At 47.1% G+C, this 20,122-nt stretch carries 15 protein-coding genes; 13 read left to right on the plus strand and 2 right to left on the minus strand.

Translation table 11 applies throughout. The annotated features are described in order from the left end of the window. The first annotated feature begins 120 nt into the window (after positions 1-120). From HP398_RS02405 to HP398_RS02415, 3 genes are read left to right on the plus strand one after another with little or no spacing between them, the layout of a single operon-like run. Positions 121-2,064 (plus strand): putative thiazole-containing bacteriocin maturation protein, encoded by a 1,944-nt coding sequence (locus tag HP398_RS02405; protein ID WP_173621705.1) that lies wholly within the window; start codon positions 121-123, stop codon positions 2,062-2,064. Further along, entirely contained in the window at positions 2,061-4,001 is a 1,941-nt protein-coding gene (locus tag HP398_RS02410) for a TOMM precursor leader peptide-binding protein (protein ID WP_173621706.1), read from the plus strand. Before HP398_RS02405 ends, HP398_RS02410 begins: the two co-directional genes overlap by 4 nt. A 22-nt stretch (positions 4,002-4,023) precedes the next feature. Continuing rightward, positions 4,024-5,631 (plus strand): SagB family peptide dehydrogenase, encoded by a 1,608-nt coding sequence (locus tag HP398_RS02415; RefSeq protein WP_173621707.1) that lies wholly within the window; start codon positions 4,024-4,026, stop codon positions 5,629-5,631. A gap of 40 nt (positions 5,632-5,671) precedes the next feature. On the opposite strand, the gene HP398_RS02420 is transcribed toward HP398_RS02415, so the two are convergent. After that, the gene (locus HP398_RS02420) at positions 5,672-7,417 is read right to left on the minus strand and encodes a cysteine desulfurase-like protein (RefSeq protein ID WP_173621708.1); all 1,746 of its coding nucleotides are present in this window, start codon (positions 7,415-7,417) and stop codon (positions 5,672-5,674) included. Between the two features lie 279 nt (positions 7,418-7,696). Here HP398_RS02420 and HP398_RS02425 point away from each other — a divergent pair, with 279 nt between their 5' ends. Then, complete coding sequence (locus tag HP398_RS02425; protein WP_173621709.1) at positions 7,697-8,209, plus strand: GNAT family N-acetyltransferase; 513 nt, start codon at positions 7,697-7,699, stop codon at positions 8,207-8,209. A gap of 124 nt (positions 8,210-8,333) precedes the next feature. Here the strand turns inward: HP398_RS02425 and HP398_RS02430 are convergent, their stop codons facing one another. After that, positions 8,334-9,110, minus strand: a complete 777-nt coding sequence (locus tag HP398_RS02430) for a hypothetical protein (protein WP_173621710.1) — start codon at positions 9,108-9,110, stop codon at positions 8,334-8,336. A 253-nt stretch (positions 9,111-9,363) separates the two neighbouring features. Here HP398_RS02430 and HP398_RS02435 point away from each other — a divergent pair, with 253 nt between their 5' ends. The 9 genes from HP398_RS02435 (at position 9,364) to HP398_RS02475 (ending at position 20,114) form a co-directional block, all read left to right on the plus strand. After that, positions 9,364-9,975: a DedA family protein gene (locus HP398_RS02435; RefSeq protein ID WP_017248330.1), complete on the plus strand. Its 612-nt coding sequence runs from the start codon at positions 9,364-9,366 to the stop codon at positions 9,973-9,975. 182 nt (positions 9,976-10,157) lie between these two features. Further along, positions 10,158-11,642 carry an amidohydrolase family protein gene (locus HP398_RS02440; RefSeq protein ID WP_173621711.1) on the plus strand — a complete coding sequence of 495 codons (1,485 nt, stop codon included), beginning with the start codon at positions 10,158-10,160 and terminating at the stop codon, positions 11,640-11,642. A gap of 188 nt (positions 11,643-11,830) precedes the next feature. Then, positions 11,831-12,673: an ABC transporter ATP-binding protein gene (locus HP398_RS02445; protein ID WP_069845164.1), complete on the plus strand. Its 843-nt coding sequence runs from the start codon at positions 11,831-11,833 to the stop codon at positions 12,671-12,673. Then, positions 12,606-13,361, plus strand: coding sequence for an ABC transporter permease (locus HP398_RS02450; protein WP_020477521.1), 756 nt, complete (start codon positions 12,606-12,608; stop codon positions 13,359-13,361). Before HP398_RS02445 ends, HP398_RS02450 begins: the two co-directional genes overlap by 68 nt. Positions 13,362-13,390: 29 nt before the next feature. Beyond that, a complete protein-coding gene (locus HP398_RS02455; protein ID WP_173621712.1) occupies positions 13,391-14,386 on the plus strand; it encodes an aliphatic sulfonate ABC transporter substrate-binding protein in 996 nt (331 codons plus the stop codon). An 80-nt stretch (positions 14,387-14,466) separates the two neighbouring features. Then, on the plus strand, positions 14,467-15,327 hold the full coding sequence (kynA, locus tag HP398_RS02460; RefSeq protein WP_106833920.1) for a tryptophan 2,3-dioxygenase: 861 nt from the start codon (positions 14,467-14,469) through the stop codon (positions 15,325-15,327). Between the two features lie 199 nt (positions 15,328-15,526). Further along, positions 15,527-16,627, plus strand: a complete 1,101-nt coding sequence (locus tag HP398_RS02465; RefSeq protein WP_026043067.1) for an ATP-binding protein — start codon at positions 15,527-15,529, stop codon at positions 16,625-16,627. Continuing rightward, positions 16,588-18,990 carry a DUF5682 family protein gene (locus tag HP398_RS02470; protein WP_173621713.1) on the plus strand — a complete coding sequence of 801 codons (2,403 nt, stop codon included), beginning with the start codon at positions 16,588-16,590 and terminating at the stop codon, positions 18,988-18,990. The genes HP398_RS02465 and HP398_RS02470 overlap by 40 nt, the downstream gene beginning before the upstream one ends. Beyond that, positions 18,975-20,114 (plus strand): VWA domain-containing protein, encoded by a 1,140-nt coding sequence (locus HP398_RS02475; RefSeq protein WP_017248338.1) that lies wholly within the window; start codon positions 18,975-18,977, stop codon positions 20,112-20,114. Before HP398_RS02470 ends, HP398_RS02475 begins: the two co-directional genes overlap by 16 nt. Positions 20,115-20,122 lie beyond the last annotated feature (8 nt).

Genomic DNA, 20,122 nt, shown 5'->3' on the forward strand with positions numbered 1-20,122 from the left:
TTGTTTTGGCAGGAGCTTTGTTTTTTACGAACAGGAATGTGAGACAAATAGTCCTACATAAAATGGGAGTGACATGTCTCGTCACAAATAGATTGAATTCGCAAAGGGAGGGGGAGGAGAATGGATAGGTTGAATCCTTCGATGCGTATAAAAGTGAAACGGGATACCGTTTATATACCCGATGCAGATGGAAGTGTATTTTTTCGGAATAACATCGGGACCTTCCGCATGAAGGGTGACATGATCGAACAATGGGTAGACCAATTAATGCCCATGTTTAATGGCGAGCATACACTGGAACAATTGACCGACGATTTGCCGGATGAATACCAACAGCAAATATACCAGGTAACGGGCACTCTTTTGCAAAATGGATTTCTCCAAGATGTGAGTCAGGATAAACCACATGATTTATCCCGAGAAATGATGTCAACGTATGCAGCGCAGATTGAATTTTTGGACCAGTTTGGCGGTTCGGGAGGGTATCGGTTTCAAAAATATCGAGCAGAAAACGTTTTGGTAATCGGAGCGGGCCCATTTCTCCTTTCTGCCATCCATGCATTGTTAGAATCGGGATGCGTTCAATTCCATTATGCAATGACGGGTGAGACTCCGACTGATCGTGAGCGGCTAGAGACGATCATCGAGAATTCGCGCAGGAAAGACCCGCATGTAAAGCTGGAAGAGCTAGAAGCAGCGCCATGGGGGAAGGTAGAGTGGTCGGAGGCAATCGAGCCATTCACTGCTGTTTTGTACACATCGGCACATACAAACAAGGATGAAATAAGTGTCATTCATTCTGTGTGCAGAGAGCAAGAGAAGGTGTTTATTCCGGCGCTTTTCGTACTCCAAAAAGGAATGGTAGGGCCGCTGGTTCATCCGCAATCAGAGGCTTGCTTTGAATCGGCTTGGCGTCGGTTGCATCGACAGGCTTTGAGTGCGGACCCTGATCATCATGCATTTTCTATGACAGCAGCAGCCATGTTGGCGAATATCGCTATTTTTGAATGGTTCAAATACGTTACAGGGTCCATAGAAACAGAGGTCCCCAACAAGGTTTATTTGCTAAATCTAGAGACATTAGAAGGAAGCTGGCAGTCATTCATGCGGCATCCGATGCTGAGTGAAGAGATGAGCATGGAGGTATTGGATGAACGTGATCTCCAATCGTGTCTATCAAAAGAGGCAGAACAAAAGGAAAGTCTACTGTCTCTGTTCCCATCATGGACCTCATCGGGTACGGGAATTTTTAACAGTTGGGATGAGGGTGAGCTAACGCAATTGCCGCTCACTCAGTGTATCGTTACGGCAGTCGATCCCGTCGCAGATGGACCCGCAGAGCTTTTACCATCGGTTGTATGTGCGGGTTATAACCATGACGAGGCGAGAAGAGAAGCAGGATTACTTGGGGCAGAGATGTATGTCGAAAGAATGGTGAGCCATCTCGCTACCCAAAACATGGCTTTTCAAATGGGGATAGATGGAAACATCGGAATTGGAGCAGGGGAAACGGCAGCAGAAGGGTTAAGTCGGGCGTTACTGCATTATTTAACACTCACGTATGTGTCAGAAATGAAAGGACGACAACCAACAGCTAGACCTGTGCACGCTGGAACGATTGCGGATGAGCAGTCTCAGTATTATTTGCGGTCATTCGCTACATGGGGTGAAGAACCGAAGATTGCCAAAGGCCATGATGTATGCGGTTTTCCGGTTGTTTGGGTGGGAACGCGCTCCGGTTGGTTTGGGAGTGTTGGCTTACAGGAGTTAGACGCTTTGCAAAAAGCGTTGATGTATGCCTTGCATCGTATCCAGAATCCAGCAACACCATTGTCTAAGTATGTACTTACAGCGCAATCTGTAGCATTGACGGGTGAAACATTGGAATTGGCATTCATCCCTAGCAAAGAAGAATCTGAACATGAAGTCTGGCAGCACGCTGTCGAAGTTTTAGCGCTTCATCACAAAAAACCTCTGATCATAAATGCGGCGATAGAGCCTTTCTTGGAGGAAGACCTTGGCGGGGTATTCGCTTTGCTGCTCTCTCGGGAGGTGCTTCAATGAGTGCTGACATTCTTGTAATCGGAGATGGTGTATTAGCAGAGCTGATTTCAGAACGTCTCATGGCGGATTACCGCGTGTGGCGGAGTGAGAAAATGGAATCAGCGACAAGGGTAGCAGACTTGGCACTTCTGTTACACGATACCTATCATCCTTCCTTGTATCTGCATGCAGAGAAACATTTCCAACAAGCGAATATTCCATGGCTGCGCGGTTTTGTTTCATTCGGAGAAGCGATTGTAGGCCCGTTGGTACGACCAGGTCAAACAGGGTGCTCCCAGTGCGCAGATATGCGTCGTTTGATGGCGGGACGCGATCGGCAAGAGATGTGGAAGGTACAAAAAATGCTGAGCGAAAAAGGCGAAATACATCGGGATCCGTGGTCATCCCGCTCTGGCTTGCTACAGGTGGCACACCACGTAATCGCGGAGGTGTTACGTTTCGTAGAGGGCAGGCAAGCCCACTTATCGGAGCATATCCAATTCATTGATTTACAAACATTGACAAGTACCCGCCATTTCTTTCTGCCAAATCCATTATGTTCGGTATGTAATCGGTTGCCTGAGGATTCAGAGGATCGGGCAAGAATACGCTTGAAGCCCAACATAAAGCGAAGTCCTGATAGTTACCGCACAAAATCCATTGCTGAGTTGCAACAAGCACTTACCTCCGAGTATTTGGATTCCCGAACCGGATTTTTGAACGGGAAAGTCCGTGATCTCGTGTCTGTTTTTGCAGATGTAAGTGTCAATTTGCCTTTATTTTCGCATAATGAGGGCACAGCAGGCAGATCCGTTTCGTACGCGGATAGCGAGTTAACGGCGATTCTGGAGGGAATGGAAAGATATTGCGGTGTAATGCCGCGTGGTAAGAGGACGACGGTTCGCGATTGCTATGCAAATCTTGCACCCCATGCCCTTGATCCGACGACGGCAGGAACCCATTCAGAAGAACAGTATGCCCTTCCAGATTTTCCGTTTCAGCCGTTTGATCCCAAGCGAGAAATGAACTGGGTATGGGGTTATTCCTTTAAGGAAGAGCGACCCATTCTCGTACCTGAACTCATGGCCTATTACAGTATGGGATTCGGGGAGGGAGTTGTATTTGAGACTTCAAATGGTTGTGCGTTGGGTGGCAGCTTGGAGGAAGCGATTTTTTACGGCATCCTGGAAGTGGTTGAGCGTGATGCATTCTTGTTGACCTGGTATGCTAGATTGCCATTGCCACGCCTCGATCCGGCTACAATTCATGATCGTGAATTGCTTTTGTTGATCGATCGAATGCAGACAGTTGCGAATTACGATTTGTACTTGTTCGATGCGACGATGGAAAATGGCATCCCGAGTGTATGGACGATTGCGAAAAACCGAAGCAAGGAAGGAATACACCTTGTTTGTGCAGCTGGAGCGCACCCAGATCCCATCCGCGCTGTAAAAAGCTCTATTTACGAGACAGCTGCCATGCTCCTGCCTTTGACAGACAAGTACGAAGCGAACCGAGGCAAATATTTGCGTATGCTCCAGGATTCGTCCTTGGTGAAAAAGATGGACGATCATGCGATGCTTTACAGCTTGCCAGAAGCAGCAGAGCGCTTATCCTTTCTTTTGGATGATGCACGTCCGATGGTCTCTTTCGCTGAACAATTTCCTAAAAGAGACCAGCATCGTGATCTAACAGACGATTTGCGTGAGTTGCTCGACGTGTTCCAAAAGTTAGATCTCGATGTCATTGTGGTAGATCAAACGACACCAGAGGTCGGGCGCCATGGCTTATCTTGCGTGCGCGTATTGATTCCTGGCATGCTTCCGATGACTTTTGGCCATCATCTCACGCGAGTAACGGGATTGAAAAGAGTATTGGAGGTCCCTGTGAAGCTGGGTTACGCGAAACAACCACTGCGTGTAGACGAGTTGAATCCTTTTCCGCATCCGTTTCCATAACATGCATCTGGGAGTGAGCCGGATGAGTCTCGAAAATTTCTTGTACCGCCTTCATTTTGATACAGAAAACTCTCGACCAAGTGACCTTGAAGTGGATTGGGGGGATGCGCCACTGACATACAAGCTGTACAGGGGACTACCTGTCATTCCACTGCCAGAAGATGTGCCTCTATCGCTCGTAGATCAGACGGTTTCACAAAAGATGTCTCTACCTCAATTGGGCGCTTGGCTATGGTATAGCTACGGACTCATCCAAATCAGCCAATCGTTTTTAACCACGACTACGGCAGATGCAGGATCTGAGTCGTTTTTGCCGCTTGTAACGAATCGAAGACCGGTTCCGTCTGGGGGAGGGCTCTATCCGAGTGAGCTGTACGTGTATTTGAAGCTGTCGAGTATTCCTTCAGGTCTATACCACTACGATGTGGCTCATCACAGACTCGTGCAATTGCGCGAAGGGAATTTTGATCACGTCCTTAGTCGAGCGCTTGATGGCAGTTGTCCGGTACATGCATGTTTTGGAGTTGCTTTCGTATCCATCTATTTTTGGAAGAACTTTTTTAAGTACGATGAGTTTTCTTATCGATTGCAGGGGCTCGATGCTGGTGTACTGTTAGGACAATTGCAGGAAATGGCAAACCAACTCGGTGTGACGACCGCAATACATTACCAGTTCCTAGATAGAGCGATGAATGCACTGCTAGGATTGTCTACCGATCAAGAGAGTGTATACGCGGTAGTTCCCTTATCGCTCCAAACAGAAGGGGAGAGGCATTCGCATTCACCGGCACAATGGACAGAGCGAGGAGAGAAGACGGCAATCGAGCTAATCAGAGAGCTGCCTGAGCAAAAGCATGTGCATGTGATGCGCTCAAAAAGAATGAGACAATATCCTGCGCTCCTGGAAATGAATGAGGCTGCCATGCAGGAATCTACCCATACGTTTACACGTTATTCGGATCAGTTGGAAAGCAAGTGGCCTCGTCGTTCCGATGAGCGAATCCTTCTCCCTCGTTCGCAGAAACCAAACTACGATCTGGCGCAATATTGCCGGGAGCGTTTTTCGCCGGAAGTGGATTTTATCAGGAGGAAAACAGACCAGAATCAGGTAGCGCGTATCATGGAAATGACGATGAGTGCTCTATCGTATGGAAATGATTTAGGAAATAATCTGGAGGTAGCGTGGAGTAGGATTTCTCTCTTCGTAAGCATTCATCAGGTAGAAGGGATACAAGATGGCGCATACGCGTACGAACCGCTGGAGCACGCTCTTTATCCGATTGTCTATGGAGATTTTCGAGCACGTCTTCAAGACGGAATGACACTGGACAACGTGAATTTGTATCAAGTGCCGCTCTGCTTTCATGTGGTGGGTAAACGCGATCATCTGATCAACCAGTTAGGTTACCGAGGGTATCGCATTCAGCAGATGGAGGCGGGAATCGTCGTGCATCACTTGCTTTTGGCAGCATTCACGTGTGGAATGGGCGGCCATCCGCTACTCGGATTTGACGTGGAGAATTGCGATGACCTTTACAACCTAGAGACTGAAGAGAAAACCTGCCTGATTCAAATTCCGGTCGGGCACTATCGCCCCCGCGCCAGATTTCAGGGCGGGCTTCATGGATAAAAACGTGGAAGACCCGAGTCGCGTTGACCCGGGTCTTGAATTATGCCCTAATGATGGCTTGGATACCTTGAATGAGACGGTCAATTTCCTCGTGGGTATTGTACGGTGCCAGCCCCGCTCGTATCCAACCGCCACTTTCATTGATTCCCAAACAATTGGCGAGTGTTGTCGCATAGAAGTCCCCGTCCGCAACGAATATGCTATGCTCTTCACACAATCGCTCACATATTTCTTGGGGAGAAAACCCTTCGATCCGAAAAGCGATCGTCGGTGTTTTCGGTACATCTTCACCCGCTTGATAGAGTGTGACGCCATTCATTGAGCCTAGTTCTTTTCGCAGCTTTTCTGCCAGCTGATTTTCATAGGCTTCAATCCATTCGTAGCCAGAGCGGATTTTTTCGGAGAAGCTATCACCGAAACCAAGCGAAGCAACAAATTCGATAGCGGGTCTGATTCCTGCGATTCCTTCATGATTTTGTGTTCCGGTCTCCAATTTATCTGGATAAAAAGAGGGGGCGGGAACCAATTTGTAAACATCGAGTGCTTCAAAAATTTCTTTGCGGATGACAGCGATTCCCACATGAGGGCCAAAAAATTTGTAGGCGGAACAGAGGAGGATATCGGCTCCAATCTCGTCCCGATGGATAGAGAAGTGAGGGACCGCATGCACGGCGTCGACAGCGACAATGACTCCTTTTGCACGTGCTTTTTGGGAGATGGCAGCGAGATCATGGATCGTTCCGACAGCATTAGAAGCAAGCCCGATTGCCACAAGTCTGGTCCTGGAAGTAAGTATGGTGTCGAGCTTATCTAATTGTAATGTAAGTGTCTCTTTATTCACCTTTAACCACCGAACGGTCATTCCACGATCAGCAGCAACAGTCAACCACGGGTCTACATTAGCACGGTGATCCATCTCGGAGACGATGATCTCATCCCCTTCATTCCAATGTCGACCTAATGCACGCGCAATGGCAAAGGTCAGGGTGGTCATATTCGCACCGAAGGCTACCTCCAGCGGCTTCACGTGGAAGAGGTCTGCTATAGCTTGCTTGGCATCTGCGAGGATAGCTTCTGTCTCCTTACTCGTTGGAAAAGAGCCGTGTAAATTGGCCCCACCGTTCGCCATATAGCGATAGATCGCGTCCATGGAGGATTTTACGACTTGCGAGCCGCCTGGGCCATCCAGATAAGCAACTGGTTTGCCTTTGTACGTTCGTTGTAGTGCGGGGAATTGCTCCCGAACTTTTTCAATGGGGAATTGTTCCGATGCAACTTCTAATCGCCAATCATTGGAGCGCATAAAACTTCCAGGAGGGTATTCAAAGACGCATTCTGACTGCAGCGTGAAACCTAGCTTACGGCAAATGGCATTGGAGCCGGGGTTGTCCACAGAGGGATAGGCATGAATAAACTTGTGTCTTCGTTCTTGGTTGATGCGTGTGATGAGTGAGGCTAAAGCCGCAGAGGCGATGCCTTTCCCTTGATAGGGGGGCAGGACGCTCCAGCCTACTTCGTATACGTTTTCTCCTTGCCAGATGCGGTCCCAATAGCCGATGCTTCCGACGGGGGTGTGATCTGGCAGCAGTACGATGCTGAACATCTTGCTCGTTAGCTGTCCGTCCTTATTGACGTATCGTTCGTGCCGAGCAAGTAGCTGCTCTTCTGTCTCCGGGCCTCCAAGATGTTCCATCATGGCTGGTGCATTCAAATAACGCAGCAAGGGAAGATCGTGATCGGCCCAGGGTTGAATGCGGACAAGCTCAGTATTTAGCGTTGTGGACATTTTCTCACTCCTTACCAACTGGATTTCCGTGGTGTCCATCATCATTCGTTATCTCTCATTATTCGGAAAAGATTCCAATTAATCAATCTTCAATTCGTTTGAGAAAACGGGGTGGAAAATTATGCTATAATGGTTGGTGCCCGAGTGATTCTTATTATCGGAGTATGTATAAAGTAGCTGAGGTGTAGGAATAGACCCTTTCTGAAAAAACATTTGGAGAGTAAATCCAACGTAAATATCGTCACGGACATTGAAGGGAAAGGGAAGGGGTACCTGTTCATGAATGAAAAAAGCATCCATACACAACGGCTCATATTGATTCCATTTACGCATAGAATAGCGACGAATATTTTGCAAGAAAATTACGAAGAATTATTGGATATGCGGCTTACATTAGGCAAAGGCTGGCCTGATGCAGATGCGATGGAAACGATACCCAAAATCATCAAAGCACTCGAACTCACAGGGGAACCGACAGGATTTGAATCGTGGATGATCATTACAAAAGAGGGCATGAAGATCATCGGGGATGTAGGGTTCAAGGGAGTCCCGAATGCGGCGGGAGAAGTGGACATCGGCTATGGAATTATTGAAGCCGAGCGAAAAAAAGGCTACGCGTACGAGTCGGCTGAAGGCCTAGCGAATTGGGCGTTGTTGCAGCCAGATGTGAAAACGATTACGGCGAAGTGCTTGCTAGATAACATAGATTCCGCAAAAATATTAGTCAAAATGGGCTTTGGAGAAATAAAGAGAGACGACACCATGATTTACTGGTCTAAGCAGAAGCAATAGCAAGCTAGAATAGAATCAGATATAAAACGAAAAAAAGGACGCACACATGGCAGTCCTTTTTTTATGGAGAACATCAGTTGCTAGTATTTTTTATGGGTATGTTGTAGATGTGTTTCGTTCCATCTTAATACGTCACTTCGAGTACACCTGATGGAAGGGACGGGCCTTTTGCTTTTACTTTTTTCTTTGTGGAAAACTCTCCTGACTTCGAGTCGATTCGCAACGTAATGGTCGAATGGAAGACCTGAATCGATACGCGTTTGATATCTTTATTGGAGGCTTTCCCTGTCACTTTGAGTTCGTAATACGATTTAGAGAGCTCGCTCGATTCAGACTGTAGCTCGATTTCATCTGGATTGAGGGCCAGCCCTGGAAGAAATTTCGTCTGCATCTTTACGATTTCCTTTTTGCGTTCCTTATCTTCAGGTCCAACGAGGATACGTATGGAAGAATTCAATTGAAAATAGTCTGGGGTAAGATCATCCGGCAGTTCATCTGTTCGGAAGTATTCATCTTGCTCAATCGTTCTTCCAGGTTTTAAGGTTCTCTCCTTGATGTCCGGGGTACAGGCAGGTTCGTCTTCAGGGTAGGGAAGCTCCCAAGAGTCTCCAGAGGCATACGCTTCTAGTCGTGTTGTCACACCATAACAATGACCAGTCGTGTATGTGATCGGTTTCCGCGAAATATTCGTGACAATCGTATTTACGTGGTACACTGGTGAGTCGTATTTTGGATTGTCGTTTTCGGTAACAGTAACTTGAAACCGAAGTCCTTCTTTCTTGAATGGCTTCTCAATGAATAGCATGCCGGTTTCTTTTGCTTCGTCCACGTTTACATGAACGGCGCTAGCAGTCATAACCAGTAAAAGACATACGAGTGATTGGACAATCTTGCGAAACACACAGTTCACGCCTAACGATTCGTTTTTATAAAATGGGCATGGAGGCACCTTCTCTATATTCCATATAGTAACTCTCTTTGTAATATTTTTCGATCAAAAAAAGTCGAAATGAAAAGTTTCGAAGGAAAGGTAACCCAAGAGTTCCTTCTTTCGTATTGAAATAAAGGAAAAGATTATTGCTTTTCATTGAACTATACAACGCGTGTCTCTATACTGGAGAGATAAGCATTGGCAAATAATTGTGAGGGATAGCATGCAGAACTGGATGACCCAAATTATTGAACAATATAGTTACTTCGGTATCTTACTCATGATGGCACTGGAAAACATATTTCCACCCATACCTTCTGAGGTGATCTTGACCTTCGGTGGATTTATGACGACGCAATCATCGTTAACGGTTTTTGGTGTAATCTTGTCAGCTACAATCGGTTCGGTGATCGGAGCAATCATGCTTTATGGAATCGGTTATTACCTAGACGTCCAAAAAATAGAGAAGATCGTAGAGAGATGGGGGCATATTCTGCGCATTAAAACGGCAGATATCCATAAAGCGAACGAATGGTTTGACCGATATGGGTACTGGACGATCTTTTTTTGCCGCATGATCCCATTAATCAGAAGTCTGATTTCCGTTCCTGCTGGTATGACCAAAATGAATTTCCCGCTGTTTTTGCTGTTTACAACACTCGGTACGTTTATTTGGAACATCGTCCTAGTGATGGCTGGTCATTTATTGGGGGAATCGTGGGAAGACATTCTGTACTATTTCGATCTATATTCCAATGTCGTTTATGTTGTACTCGCATTTGCGGGGATAGCCTTTCTCATTTTTTTCTTCCGCAAACGAAAAGCAGATGCCTAAAACCTTCAGACCATCTTTCCTTTAGGAAAGGTGGTTTTTTCATTTAGAACCAACAGGTAAACATATTATAAAAAGTTGTAATTTTCTTGCAAATACAAGATGTCGAAATTGCGGTAAGGTGTAGGGAGGGAAGTAGGTGACATGGGCACCGCCCTTATTCTTGAGGCTGGGGGAGATGCAACTTGATCGATTTGTTACTCGTAAACGGCGTAGTCATTACGATGGACAAAGACCGTCGAGTATTACAGGACGGGGCAGTCGCCATCGATAAAGGAAGAATTTTGGAGGTAGGCGACACTCCACTTCTAAAAGACAAGTATCCCGCGCAAAAGGTAGTCGACTGCGCGCATCATTGTATACTGCCAGGCTTCATTGACGCACATGGTCATGGCGGACATTCGTTGTTCAAAACGATTGCGACGGACAATATTAACGACTGGATGCCAATCATGACCAACACATACAAGCACTACGTGACAGACGATTTCTGGTACTACGAGGGAAAGCTGTCAGCACTGGAGCGGCTTAAAGCAGGGATTACGACAGGTGTTAGCGTCTTGGGCTCGATGCCGCGCTCAGATGATCCGATCTTTGCCTTGAATCACGCCAAAGCGTACAACGAGGTCGGTGTTCGGGAAATCGTAGCGACAGGTCCATGTAATCCACCTTGGCCGCATCCCTTCAGCCGCTGGGTCGATGGACAAAAAATAACGAAGGAAGTCACCTATGAGCAGGTGCTCGCTGGAGCAGAAGCCGTGATCGAAGCCCTGAATCACGCGAATAACGATAAAACCAGAGCTTACATAACTCCATTTGTCATCGTGACCTCTGTCAATCCGTCCTATCCGACACCTGCTGACCAATTGTTTGGCTTAACCGATTTCGACCGGTACCAAGCACGGAAAATCAGGGAGATTGCGAAAAAGTACGACACGCGCATCCATTCCGATGCTTTTGGAGGCATGATTCACCTAGCGATTCAAGACAAAGAGTACGCGCTGCTCGGTCCAGACGTACACTTGCAGCATTGTCGGGGAATTTCTTTTGACGAGGCGAAAATTTTGGCCGAAACAGGAACGAATGTGAGTGCTTCTCCTGGTTTTGGTCAAATCAATGCACGCACCCCTATTACGGAATTACTGGAGATGGGAGCGACTGTTGCGATCACGACAGATGGCACCTCGCCGATGACTCCTTTTGACATGTTCCAGGCCATGCGCAGAATGCAGCTACTACAACAAGCGGCGCTGCGGGATTATTATTACCTCCCGCCGGGCAAGCTGCTGGAAATGGTAACGATTGATGCGGCACGCTGTGTCGGCTGGGATGACGAGCTGGGGTCGCTTGAGGCTGGTAAAAAAGCGGATGTCATTACCGTAAATATGCATCAGGCCCACTTAAATCCAGAGAACATGCACGTCCATCGTGTTGTCTATCAGGCAGTCGGTGGAGATGTGAACCATGTCATTGTCGATGGTGAGCTGATTATGGACGAGCGCCGTGTTTTGACTGTGGATGAAAAGCAAATTCTCAAAGAAGCGAATGAAGAGGCGAATCGGACAATCGAGCGGGCAGGACTAGAAATCTACATGCAGCCAAGCAAGTATTTCTGGGGGCATGCGCGAGCTTATTTGGATGAGAGAAGATTTGATCCGACGAAGTTGTAGGGGGAAAAGGAGTAGGTAAAGAAGACGACGTCTAATGCTGCACATAAAACTTGGATCTCGCATTGAATAGGAGAAGGTGCCCGCCGCCTTCCCTTTTTTATTGGATTATAGTTGACAAAAACGATAGGATTAATCATTATTTATTCATAATCCCCATCGACAAAGTTGGAATAAAAAGAGGTGCAGCCATGTATCTGACTATTGATAATGTTACGAAACATTTCGTGAATCAGCAGAAACAAAAAGTAAAGGTGCTGGATGATATCAATCTGGAAGTGGAAAAGGGCAGCTTCGTTTCTATTGTAGGCCCCTCTGGCTGTGGAAAATCGACGCTGCTCTACTTAATTGCCGGATTGGATCAACCGGACAGCGGTGACATATACGTTGCTGGCAACAAAGTGAATAAGCCCGGCCCCGATAGAGTCGTCGTTTTTCAAGAAGCGGGATTATTTCCATGGCTGACGGTTTTGGAAAATGTTACATACGGGCTCAAGTTGAAGAAAATGTCTACAGCGAAAGCCAACGAAAAGGCGTTGGAAGTACTCAAAATGGTTCATTTAAGCAAGTATGTTCATTCCTATCCCCATCAGCTCTCAGGAGGGATGAAGCAACGAGTAGCCATAGCTCGGGCACTTGTCATGGAACCCGATATTTTGCTGATGGATGAACCGTTCTCAGCGCTGGATGAACAGACGCGGATGGTTCTTCATAAGGAGTTGCTTGAGATTTGGCGGACGACCAAGGTCACGATTTTTTTCGTCACCCATAATATCCGGGAGGCCGTTCAGCTTGCGGAGAGGATCGTCGTTTTTGCCACACGCCCCGGAAAAATCAAGGAAATCATTGCGGTTCCTGCCTTGCGCGATGGAGTCATGCCGGACAGTGTGACATTAAACACGGAGCAGAAGGTGCTGTCGATCCTGCAAGAAGAGATAGAAAAGGTGCTGAAGGAGGAAATGGGCAATGACTACAGCTTTAAGACGGGTCATCTTCATCGCTATGATAGCGGCGATATGGGAAGTCACATCTAGATTATCTGGGCTGCCATCTTTCATGTTTCCCAGCTTGACCCAGGTTTTCGAAACACTCGTAAATGGATTGATAAGCGGACAAATTACCGCTGCGATTGGAAAAAGCATGGGACGAATCCTGTTGGGCTTTCTCATTGCCATTATTGTCGGTCTGATATTGGGTTACTTCATTTGGAGGTACAAACTCGTAGAAGATACGCTTGGCTTTGTGGTGACGGCGCTTCAGTCTATCCCGAGCATTGTTTGGTTCCCGCTTGCGATTATTTGGTTTGGCTTAAATGACTTCTCCATTTTGTTCATTGTGACGATCGGGGCGACCTGGACGATGACAGTCAACGCGACCAGCGGTTTTAAAAATGTCCCGCCATTATATCAGCGAGTGGCCAAGACTTACGGTTCGTCTGGCTTTCACTTTGTACGAACAGTCATTCTTCCTGCATCTGTCCCGCAGATCATCTCCGGACTTCGAATCGCTTGGGCATTTTCCTGGCGGGCACTCATGGCTGGTGAATTGCTCGGGGGTGGCGGTGGTCTTGGGCAACTGCTCGAGATGGGACGTTCACTTGGACAAATGGATTTGGTGATATCAGTCATGATCATTATTGCGATCATCGGTACCATCGTCGATAATGTTGTCTTTTCACGCATCGAACGCAACGTTCAGATGAAGTGGGGAGTCCATTCATAAAGAAAAATGGCTAAGGAGTGTGTCGTCACATGCTTAAAAAAGTGTTCAGTACTGTTATCGCATCTCTATTATTGATGGGGATTGCAAGCGGCTGCTCTACTGGCGGAGCAGCATCCTCTGAGAAGGAAGTAAGGATCGGATATTTCCCAAATCTGACCCATAGCGCCACGATCATCGCGCTGGAGAAAGGCTATTTTAAGGAAGCCTTCGGTGCTGATATGCAGATTCAAACAAAAACGGTCGCCAATGGCGGATTGTTTATGGAAGCAATGGCAACGAAGGCGATTGACGTAGGGACAGTCGGGCCAGGGCCGCTATTGAACTTTTATGTCAAGCATCCTGGGTATCGTTTGATTTCAGGAGCGGTTAATGGTGGAGCAGTGCTCGTCATGAATGGTTCAACCAATATTACGGAACTAAAAGATTTAAAAGGTAAAAAAATCGCGATTCCGGTAATCGGAAGCACGCAGGATGTCATGCTCAGAAAAGCACTGAATGAGGTTGGTCTGAAACCGACGACGAATGGTGGAGATGTGGAACTGTATGCTGCGGCTCCAGCAGATACGGCAGCATTATTCGTGCAAAAATCCGTCGATGGTGCAGCAACTCAGGAGCCGTGGGGATATGTACTGGAAAATCAGGCCGAAGGAAAATTGCTTCTGGATTGGGATCAATTCGCTTGGGGGAAAGAATCAACCAATACGGTGGTAGCAGCCAGCGATGAATTTCTGAAAAGAGAAGGATTGGCAACCGCCTATCTGCAAGCACATAAAAAAGCAGTCAAATTCATTCAGGAAAATCCCGAAGAAAGCCAAGAACTGATCATCAAGCATTTGAAAAATCTGACTGGCAAAGAGCTGAGCAAAAAAGAAGTGCAGGCAGCCTTTTCCCGTTTGGAAGTAACAACGGAGGTCAATGATAAAGTTATTCAGGAAATGGCAGATATCAGTCAGGAAGCCGGCTATATTTCCAGTAATAAAATCGACGGCTTGATCGATTTGAAATATTTAGAAGCAGCGAAATAATATCGGGTGAGAAGGATGGAGATTCAGCAGGAGTAACGAGAGGTAGAAAGGAATTAGATGGGAAAGGAGGTCATGCCGCGATGAGACCACATGAACAAGGAAGTAATCAACCGAACGACACCTCATTGGAGACACAGATTCACACGGATTTCCAAAAAGAAATGACGTACGGCGATTATTTACAGCTTGATCAAATTTTGTCGAGTCAACAATGTCAATCCACGCATCATGATGAAATGCTTTTTATTATCATTCATCAGGTGAGTGAGCTATGGATGAAACAAATTTTGCACGAACTGTCAGCAGCATATGAATGCATCTGCAATCATGATCTGGAGCCTGCTTTCAAAATGTTCGCGCGAGTCTCGCGTATCCAGCAGCAATTGATTAAATCGTGGGATGTCCTTTCTACATTGACGCCAGCTGATTACCTCCAGTTCCGTGACAAGCTGGGTCATTCCTCCGGATTTCAATCCTATCAAAACCGATTCATCGAATTTACGCTAGGATATAAGAACCAGCATGTCCTAGCGGTGTATGCACATCAACCAGAGCTTCATTCCCAAATGAGTGCGGCCTTGCAGCAGCCTAGCATTTATGATGCGGCGATCAGGGAGATGGCTGCTCGTGGCTTGCCGATTGATCCGGAATGTTTGAATCGCGATTGGTCACAACCATATCAACCAAATCAGAGTGTAGAGCATGCCTGGCTGACCGTGTATCGAAATGTGAACCAGTATTGGGATCTGTACGAGTTGGCAGAAAAGCTGGTGGATATCGCCAGCCAGCAACAACAATGGCGTTTTAACCATATGACGACAGTCGAACGCATCATAGGCCAAAAGCCGGGAACAGGAGGGTCATCAGGCGTCATGTACTTACGCAGAGCACTCGATCACCGTTTTTTCCCGGAGCTTTGGAGCTTGCGGACACTGTTGTAAAAAAACTCTTCAAAAAAAGCGAGAAAAGCGTCTTGGGGACCCAGGGCGCTTTTTAGCATGTAGTACTCTTTTCACATCTTTTCACATATCTTTCCTAATATTGGGTACAAATACCCTTCTTTTCCTAACAAACATATGTTTTCATTTTTAGTGGTATACATATATTTCAAGAACAACCAGAAATGGAGTGGGCATTTGGATGGAAACAATGAAACCACCTATGGAAGTGTTATATGCAAAACAGCTGAATGCGCTGCGTTCCCATGATACAGGGACAAAACCTCCCAATTGGCTGATGTCGCCAAGAGCTGTGCGCGATTTTATTTTAGGAACGGATGAACCTCTCTCTTATGAGGGCGAAAGTATACCGATTACGAAGAAGTTCTATGGAGACGATGTGCTTATTGAGCGTGCGATCGTCACGTTGGCAGGCAATCGCGGCTTGATGCTCGTCGGTGAACCAGGAACGGCAAAGACGATGCTGTCTGAGCTGCTGTCTGCGGCCATCTCCGGTACGAGCACGAATACGATCCAAGGCACCGCTGGCACGACAGAGGATATGATCAAATACTCTTGGAACTACGCGATGCTGCTGGACAAAGGTCCTTCTCTGCAAGCGCTGGTTCCTTCGCCGCTATACACCGGTATGAGCAAAGGAATTATTACGCGATTCGAAGAAATTACCCGTTGTCCGTTTGAGGTTCAAGACGTGTTGATTAGTGTTTTGAGCGACAAGGTGATGAACATTCCCGAGCTGTCAGACGGCATCCTGTTTGCCAAGCCCGGTTTTAATATCATTGCAACAGCGAACTTGCGGGACAAAGGCGTCAATGAAATGAGTAGCGCGCTCAAACGCCGTTTTAACTTCGAGACGATCGCGCCGATTAATCATGTGAAAATGGAAGCACAAATTATCGAATCCCAAGCAAAAGTAATTCTGGAGCAAAGTGGCGTGAATATCGAAATCGATCGAGATGTGGTTGAGATATTGGCGACGACCTTCATGGAACTGCGTATGGGCGAGACCAAGGAAGGATTCAAAATCGATTCCCCTCAATCCGTGATGAGTACAGCCGAAGCCGTATCCGTCTATGTCCAAAGTGCAATGACTTCCCATTACTATGATGGCAGGCCCATTTCCATGGATCGACTGGTACAGAACATGCTGGGAGCGGTCGTCAAGGAAAACCAAAAGGACGCAAATATCCTGAAAACCTACTTTACCAAAGTGGTCAAAGAACGGGCAAAGGAAGAGGGTCTATGGGGAACTTATTACAGCGAGAAGAAATGGATCAAATAAACGGTCAAGACCGCTTCATAAAATCATTCGTCGAAGAAGAGGTCTACAACCTTAGCAAACAGGTCGTCTATTTCCCGGTTCGTCATCATAGTCCTGCCTGCTCGTTTCATTTGAAAAAAACGATCGAAGAGTATCAACCGGAAATCATTCTGATTGAAGGCCCGGACCATAGCAATCATATCATTCCGATCTTGACGGATGAACGGACGAAGCCTCCTGTGAGCATTTATTACGCGTACGCCTCAGGGGAGCAAAAATACGTCTGTTACTTTCCGTTTCTTCTGTATTCGCCGGAATATGTAGCCTTGGTTGAAGCAAAACGCCGGCAGATACCTGCTGCTTTCATTGATCTAAGCTACGGAAGTCGATTGGAAAGCTTGGAAGACGGCCATGATTTGAAAAAGAAGAATGAAAAGCTGTCCTATCACGATGAGCGCATGCTGGCAGGCTCGCAGTTTATTCAGCGATTGTGCCAGACGATGAAATGCCGGAACTTCGATGAGCTGTGGGAAAAGGTTTTTGAGATTGATGGTATCCGCAAACAGACGCAGGATTTCGTCAAGGATGTCTTTGCCTACTGCTACCTGTCTCGAAAATGCTATGATGACGCTACTTTGGAAGCGGAAGGCGATTTAATTCGTGAGGCGCACATGCGTCAAAAAATTGCAGAGGCAAAGCAAAAGCATGCGAGAATTCTCGTGGTTACCGGGGGATTTCATACATACGGACTCATCGAGGAGCGCAAGACTTCCTACAAGATACAAAAGGTGCAGGAAGAAAAAATATATCCGATGGTGTACACGTACCAGGAAGCGGATCAGTTGAATGGATACGCAAGCGGGATGCCGTACGTTCACTACTACGAGAGTGTGTGGAAGGCACTGGAGAAGAAGGAGCGTGCTCCCTTCTCGAAAAGCGCCTTGGTGTACCTCCCGCAACTGCTTAAAAGGCTGCGTGATAAAGGAGAAACGACGTCGACTGCGGATGCGATTGAAGCGTACAGCCTCATGAATGGCATGGCAGTCATGCGGGAAAAGGCCGAGGGCGGCGCCTATGAGTTGATCGATTCCGTTCTCTCTGCTTTTACAAAAGGCGAGCGCTCGATTGCAACCTCACAGCCGATCGAGACATTGCGAGAGCTGTTGACAGGAGACGGAATTGGTGAGGTTGCTCCAAATTCACTGGATGTGCCTATCGTTCGCGATTGCAAAGACAGATGTAAATCACTAAAGCTCGCGATCACGACAACAGGGCGTAATCAGAAGGTGCTAGAGCTGTATGCCAAGAAGTCACATCGCGAAGCCAGCCAGTTTTTTCACTGCATGCAGTTCTTGGGTACAGAATTTTGCGCGAAAGAATCCGGACCAGACTGGATGAACAATCGAAATGTCAATCTTGTCCGAGAAACATGGCGCTACAGCTATTCCTCCTTCGTCGAAGCCCGTCTGATCGAGAGCTCAGTTTACGGTGGGACGGTGAAGGAGGCAGCTGCGCAAAAGCTAGCCGATATGGTAAAAGAAATGCCGCAGCACCAGAGCCATGAGCTGGCAAAATGGCTTATGATGGCGGTCGTCATGGGATTGGAAGAGTTGTCGGAAAGGCTCTTTGAATCTGTAGAAGGGTCCGTTAGGCAGGATGGACATTTTCTCTCTCTTTGCAAAACATTGAAGACACTCACGATTCTTTTGGAGCAAAAAAGGTTGTTCGGTCTGATCGAGACAGAACGGCTGGAGAACTTGGTGGAAGAAGTATATTACCAGGCTGTGACCAAAATCGTCGAGAAAGGAAACCCGAACCCCAACGAACTGGATGAGTTGGCCGATCAGCTCAAATTCCTGTACATGCTGAGTGAGAAGAGACAGGCGGATGATTCCCGAGAGGTATTCAGTGATCAACTGCTGGAATTGCTGCGTAACGACAAGCTCCCCGCGAAACTGGAGGGGGTGGTGGTCGCAATCTTGTGCAATCTCGAAGTGATAGAACGCGCAGAAATCTCCAGACGTGCGCGTGCCTATATGTTCGGCTCGCCTGAGCAAATGCTGCATACCGCCGCGTATTTACATGGCGTTTTTATCGTGGCTCGTGACTACCTCTTTCATCAAGAAGAAATCTTGCGCGATCTGCATCAGATGATTACATCCTTGGCCTACGACGACTTTTTGCAAGTGGTGCCTGAACTGCGATTAGCGTTTACATATTTTAGCCCAATGGAAATTAGTATGCTCTCGGAAAAAGTGGCAGCTCTCTTCCAAACGACGGTGGAGCAAGTCACGAATCCAGTCATCGATGAGCGTACCTTGCGTGATGCCCGCATGCTCGATGAAGCGATCAAGGAGGAGTTTGCCAAATGGAACCTGATTTGAGCCGCGAAGCCTTGAACCGCTGGCGGTTGTTATTGGGCTCTCATGCCGAGGAATCATTGGAAGGCAGCGGGGTCTATCAATCATCCGAGTTTTCCTATCAGGAACTAGACTCGATTCTTGAATTTTTATACAACCGTGAATACGGCGAAGAGCAAGGCTATCGAAAAGAAGGTGGCCGGGGAGATTCGGCATTGACGGTTCCCGTCTGGTTGAATAAAATCCGCAAGCTGTTTCCCAAAAAGACGGTAGAAATCCTCGAGCGGCAAGCTCTGGACCGCTATAACATGAAAGAGCTGTTGACAGACAAAAAAGTGTTGGAAAGCATGGAGCCCAACATGACCCTCTTGAAAAACATCCTCCAATTTAAAGGCAGGATGAAAGGAGAGGTCGTGAAAAGTGCAAAGGAAATTGTACGCAAGGTCGTAGACGATCTGCGGCGTCAGCTGGAAAATGAGGTGCAGACCAGCATTGTCGGCAAACGCAATCGCCACAAACGCGGCTATACGAAGTCGATGAAAAATCTGGATGTGCATAAAACGATTCGCAAAAATTTGAAAAACTACGATCGCAAAAAAAGCCGTTTTATCATCGATGAGCTGTATTTCCACAGCAATATCCAGCATCACAACAAATGGAACATCGTCATTGTCGTGGACGAGAGCGGCAGTATGATGGACTCTGTGATTTACAGCTCGGTTATGGCAAGTATTTTTTACAAGCTCGCTGCCTTGAAGACGCATTTGGTTATTTTTGATACAAAGGTCGTTGATTTGAGCGATAGACTGGATGATCCGGTCGATGTGCTGATGAGTGTGCAACTTGGTGGGGGGACTCATATTGCCCAAGCGCTCAAATACGGAAGAACACTGCTCGAAAATCCATCGAAGACGATATTTATCCTCGTCAGCGATTTGGAGGAGGGCTATCCGATCAAGGAAATGTATCGCCAAAGCAAGGAAATTATAGACGCAGGCTGCAAGTTTTTAGTGCTGACGGCTTTAGATTTCGAGGGCAACGCTACGTACAACCAGCATGCTGCAAGGGTATTGAGCGATATGGGAGCAAATGTCGCCGCGATTACGCCTGATGAGCTCGCGCAGTGGATTGGTAAGGTTATCAAATAGAGAGAAGG

This window comes from Brevibacillus sp. HB1.4B (assembly GCF_013284285.1).
Taxonomy (GTDB): Bacteria; Bacillota; Bacilli; order Brevibacillales; family Brevibacillaceae; genus Brevibacillus; species Brevibacillus porteri.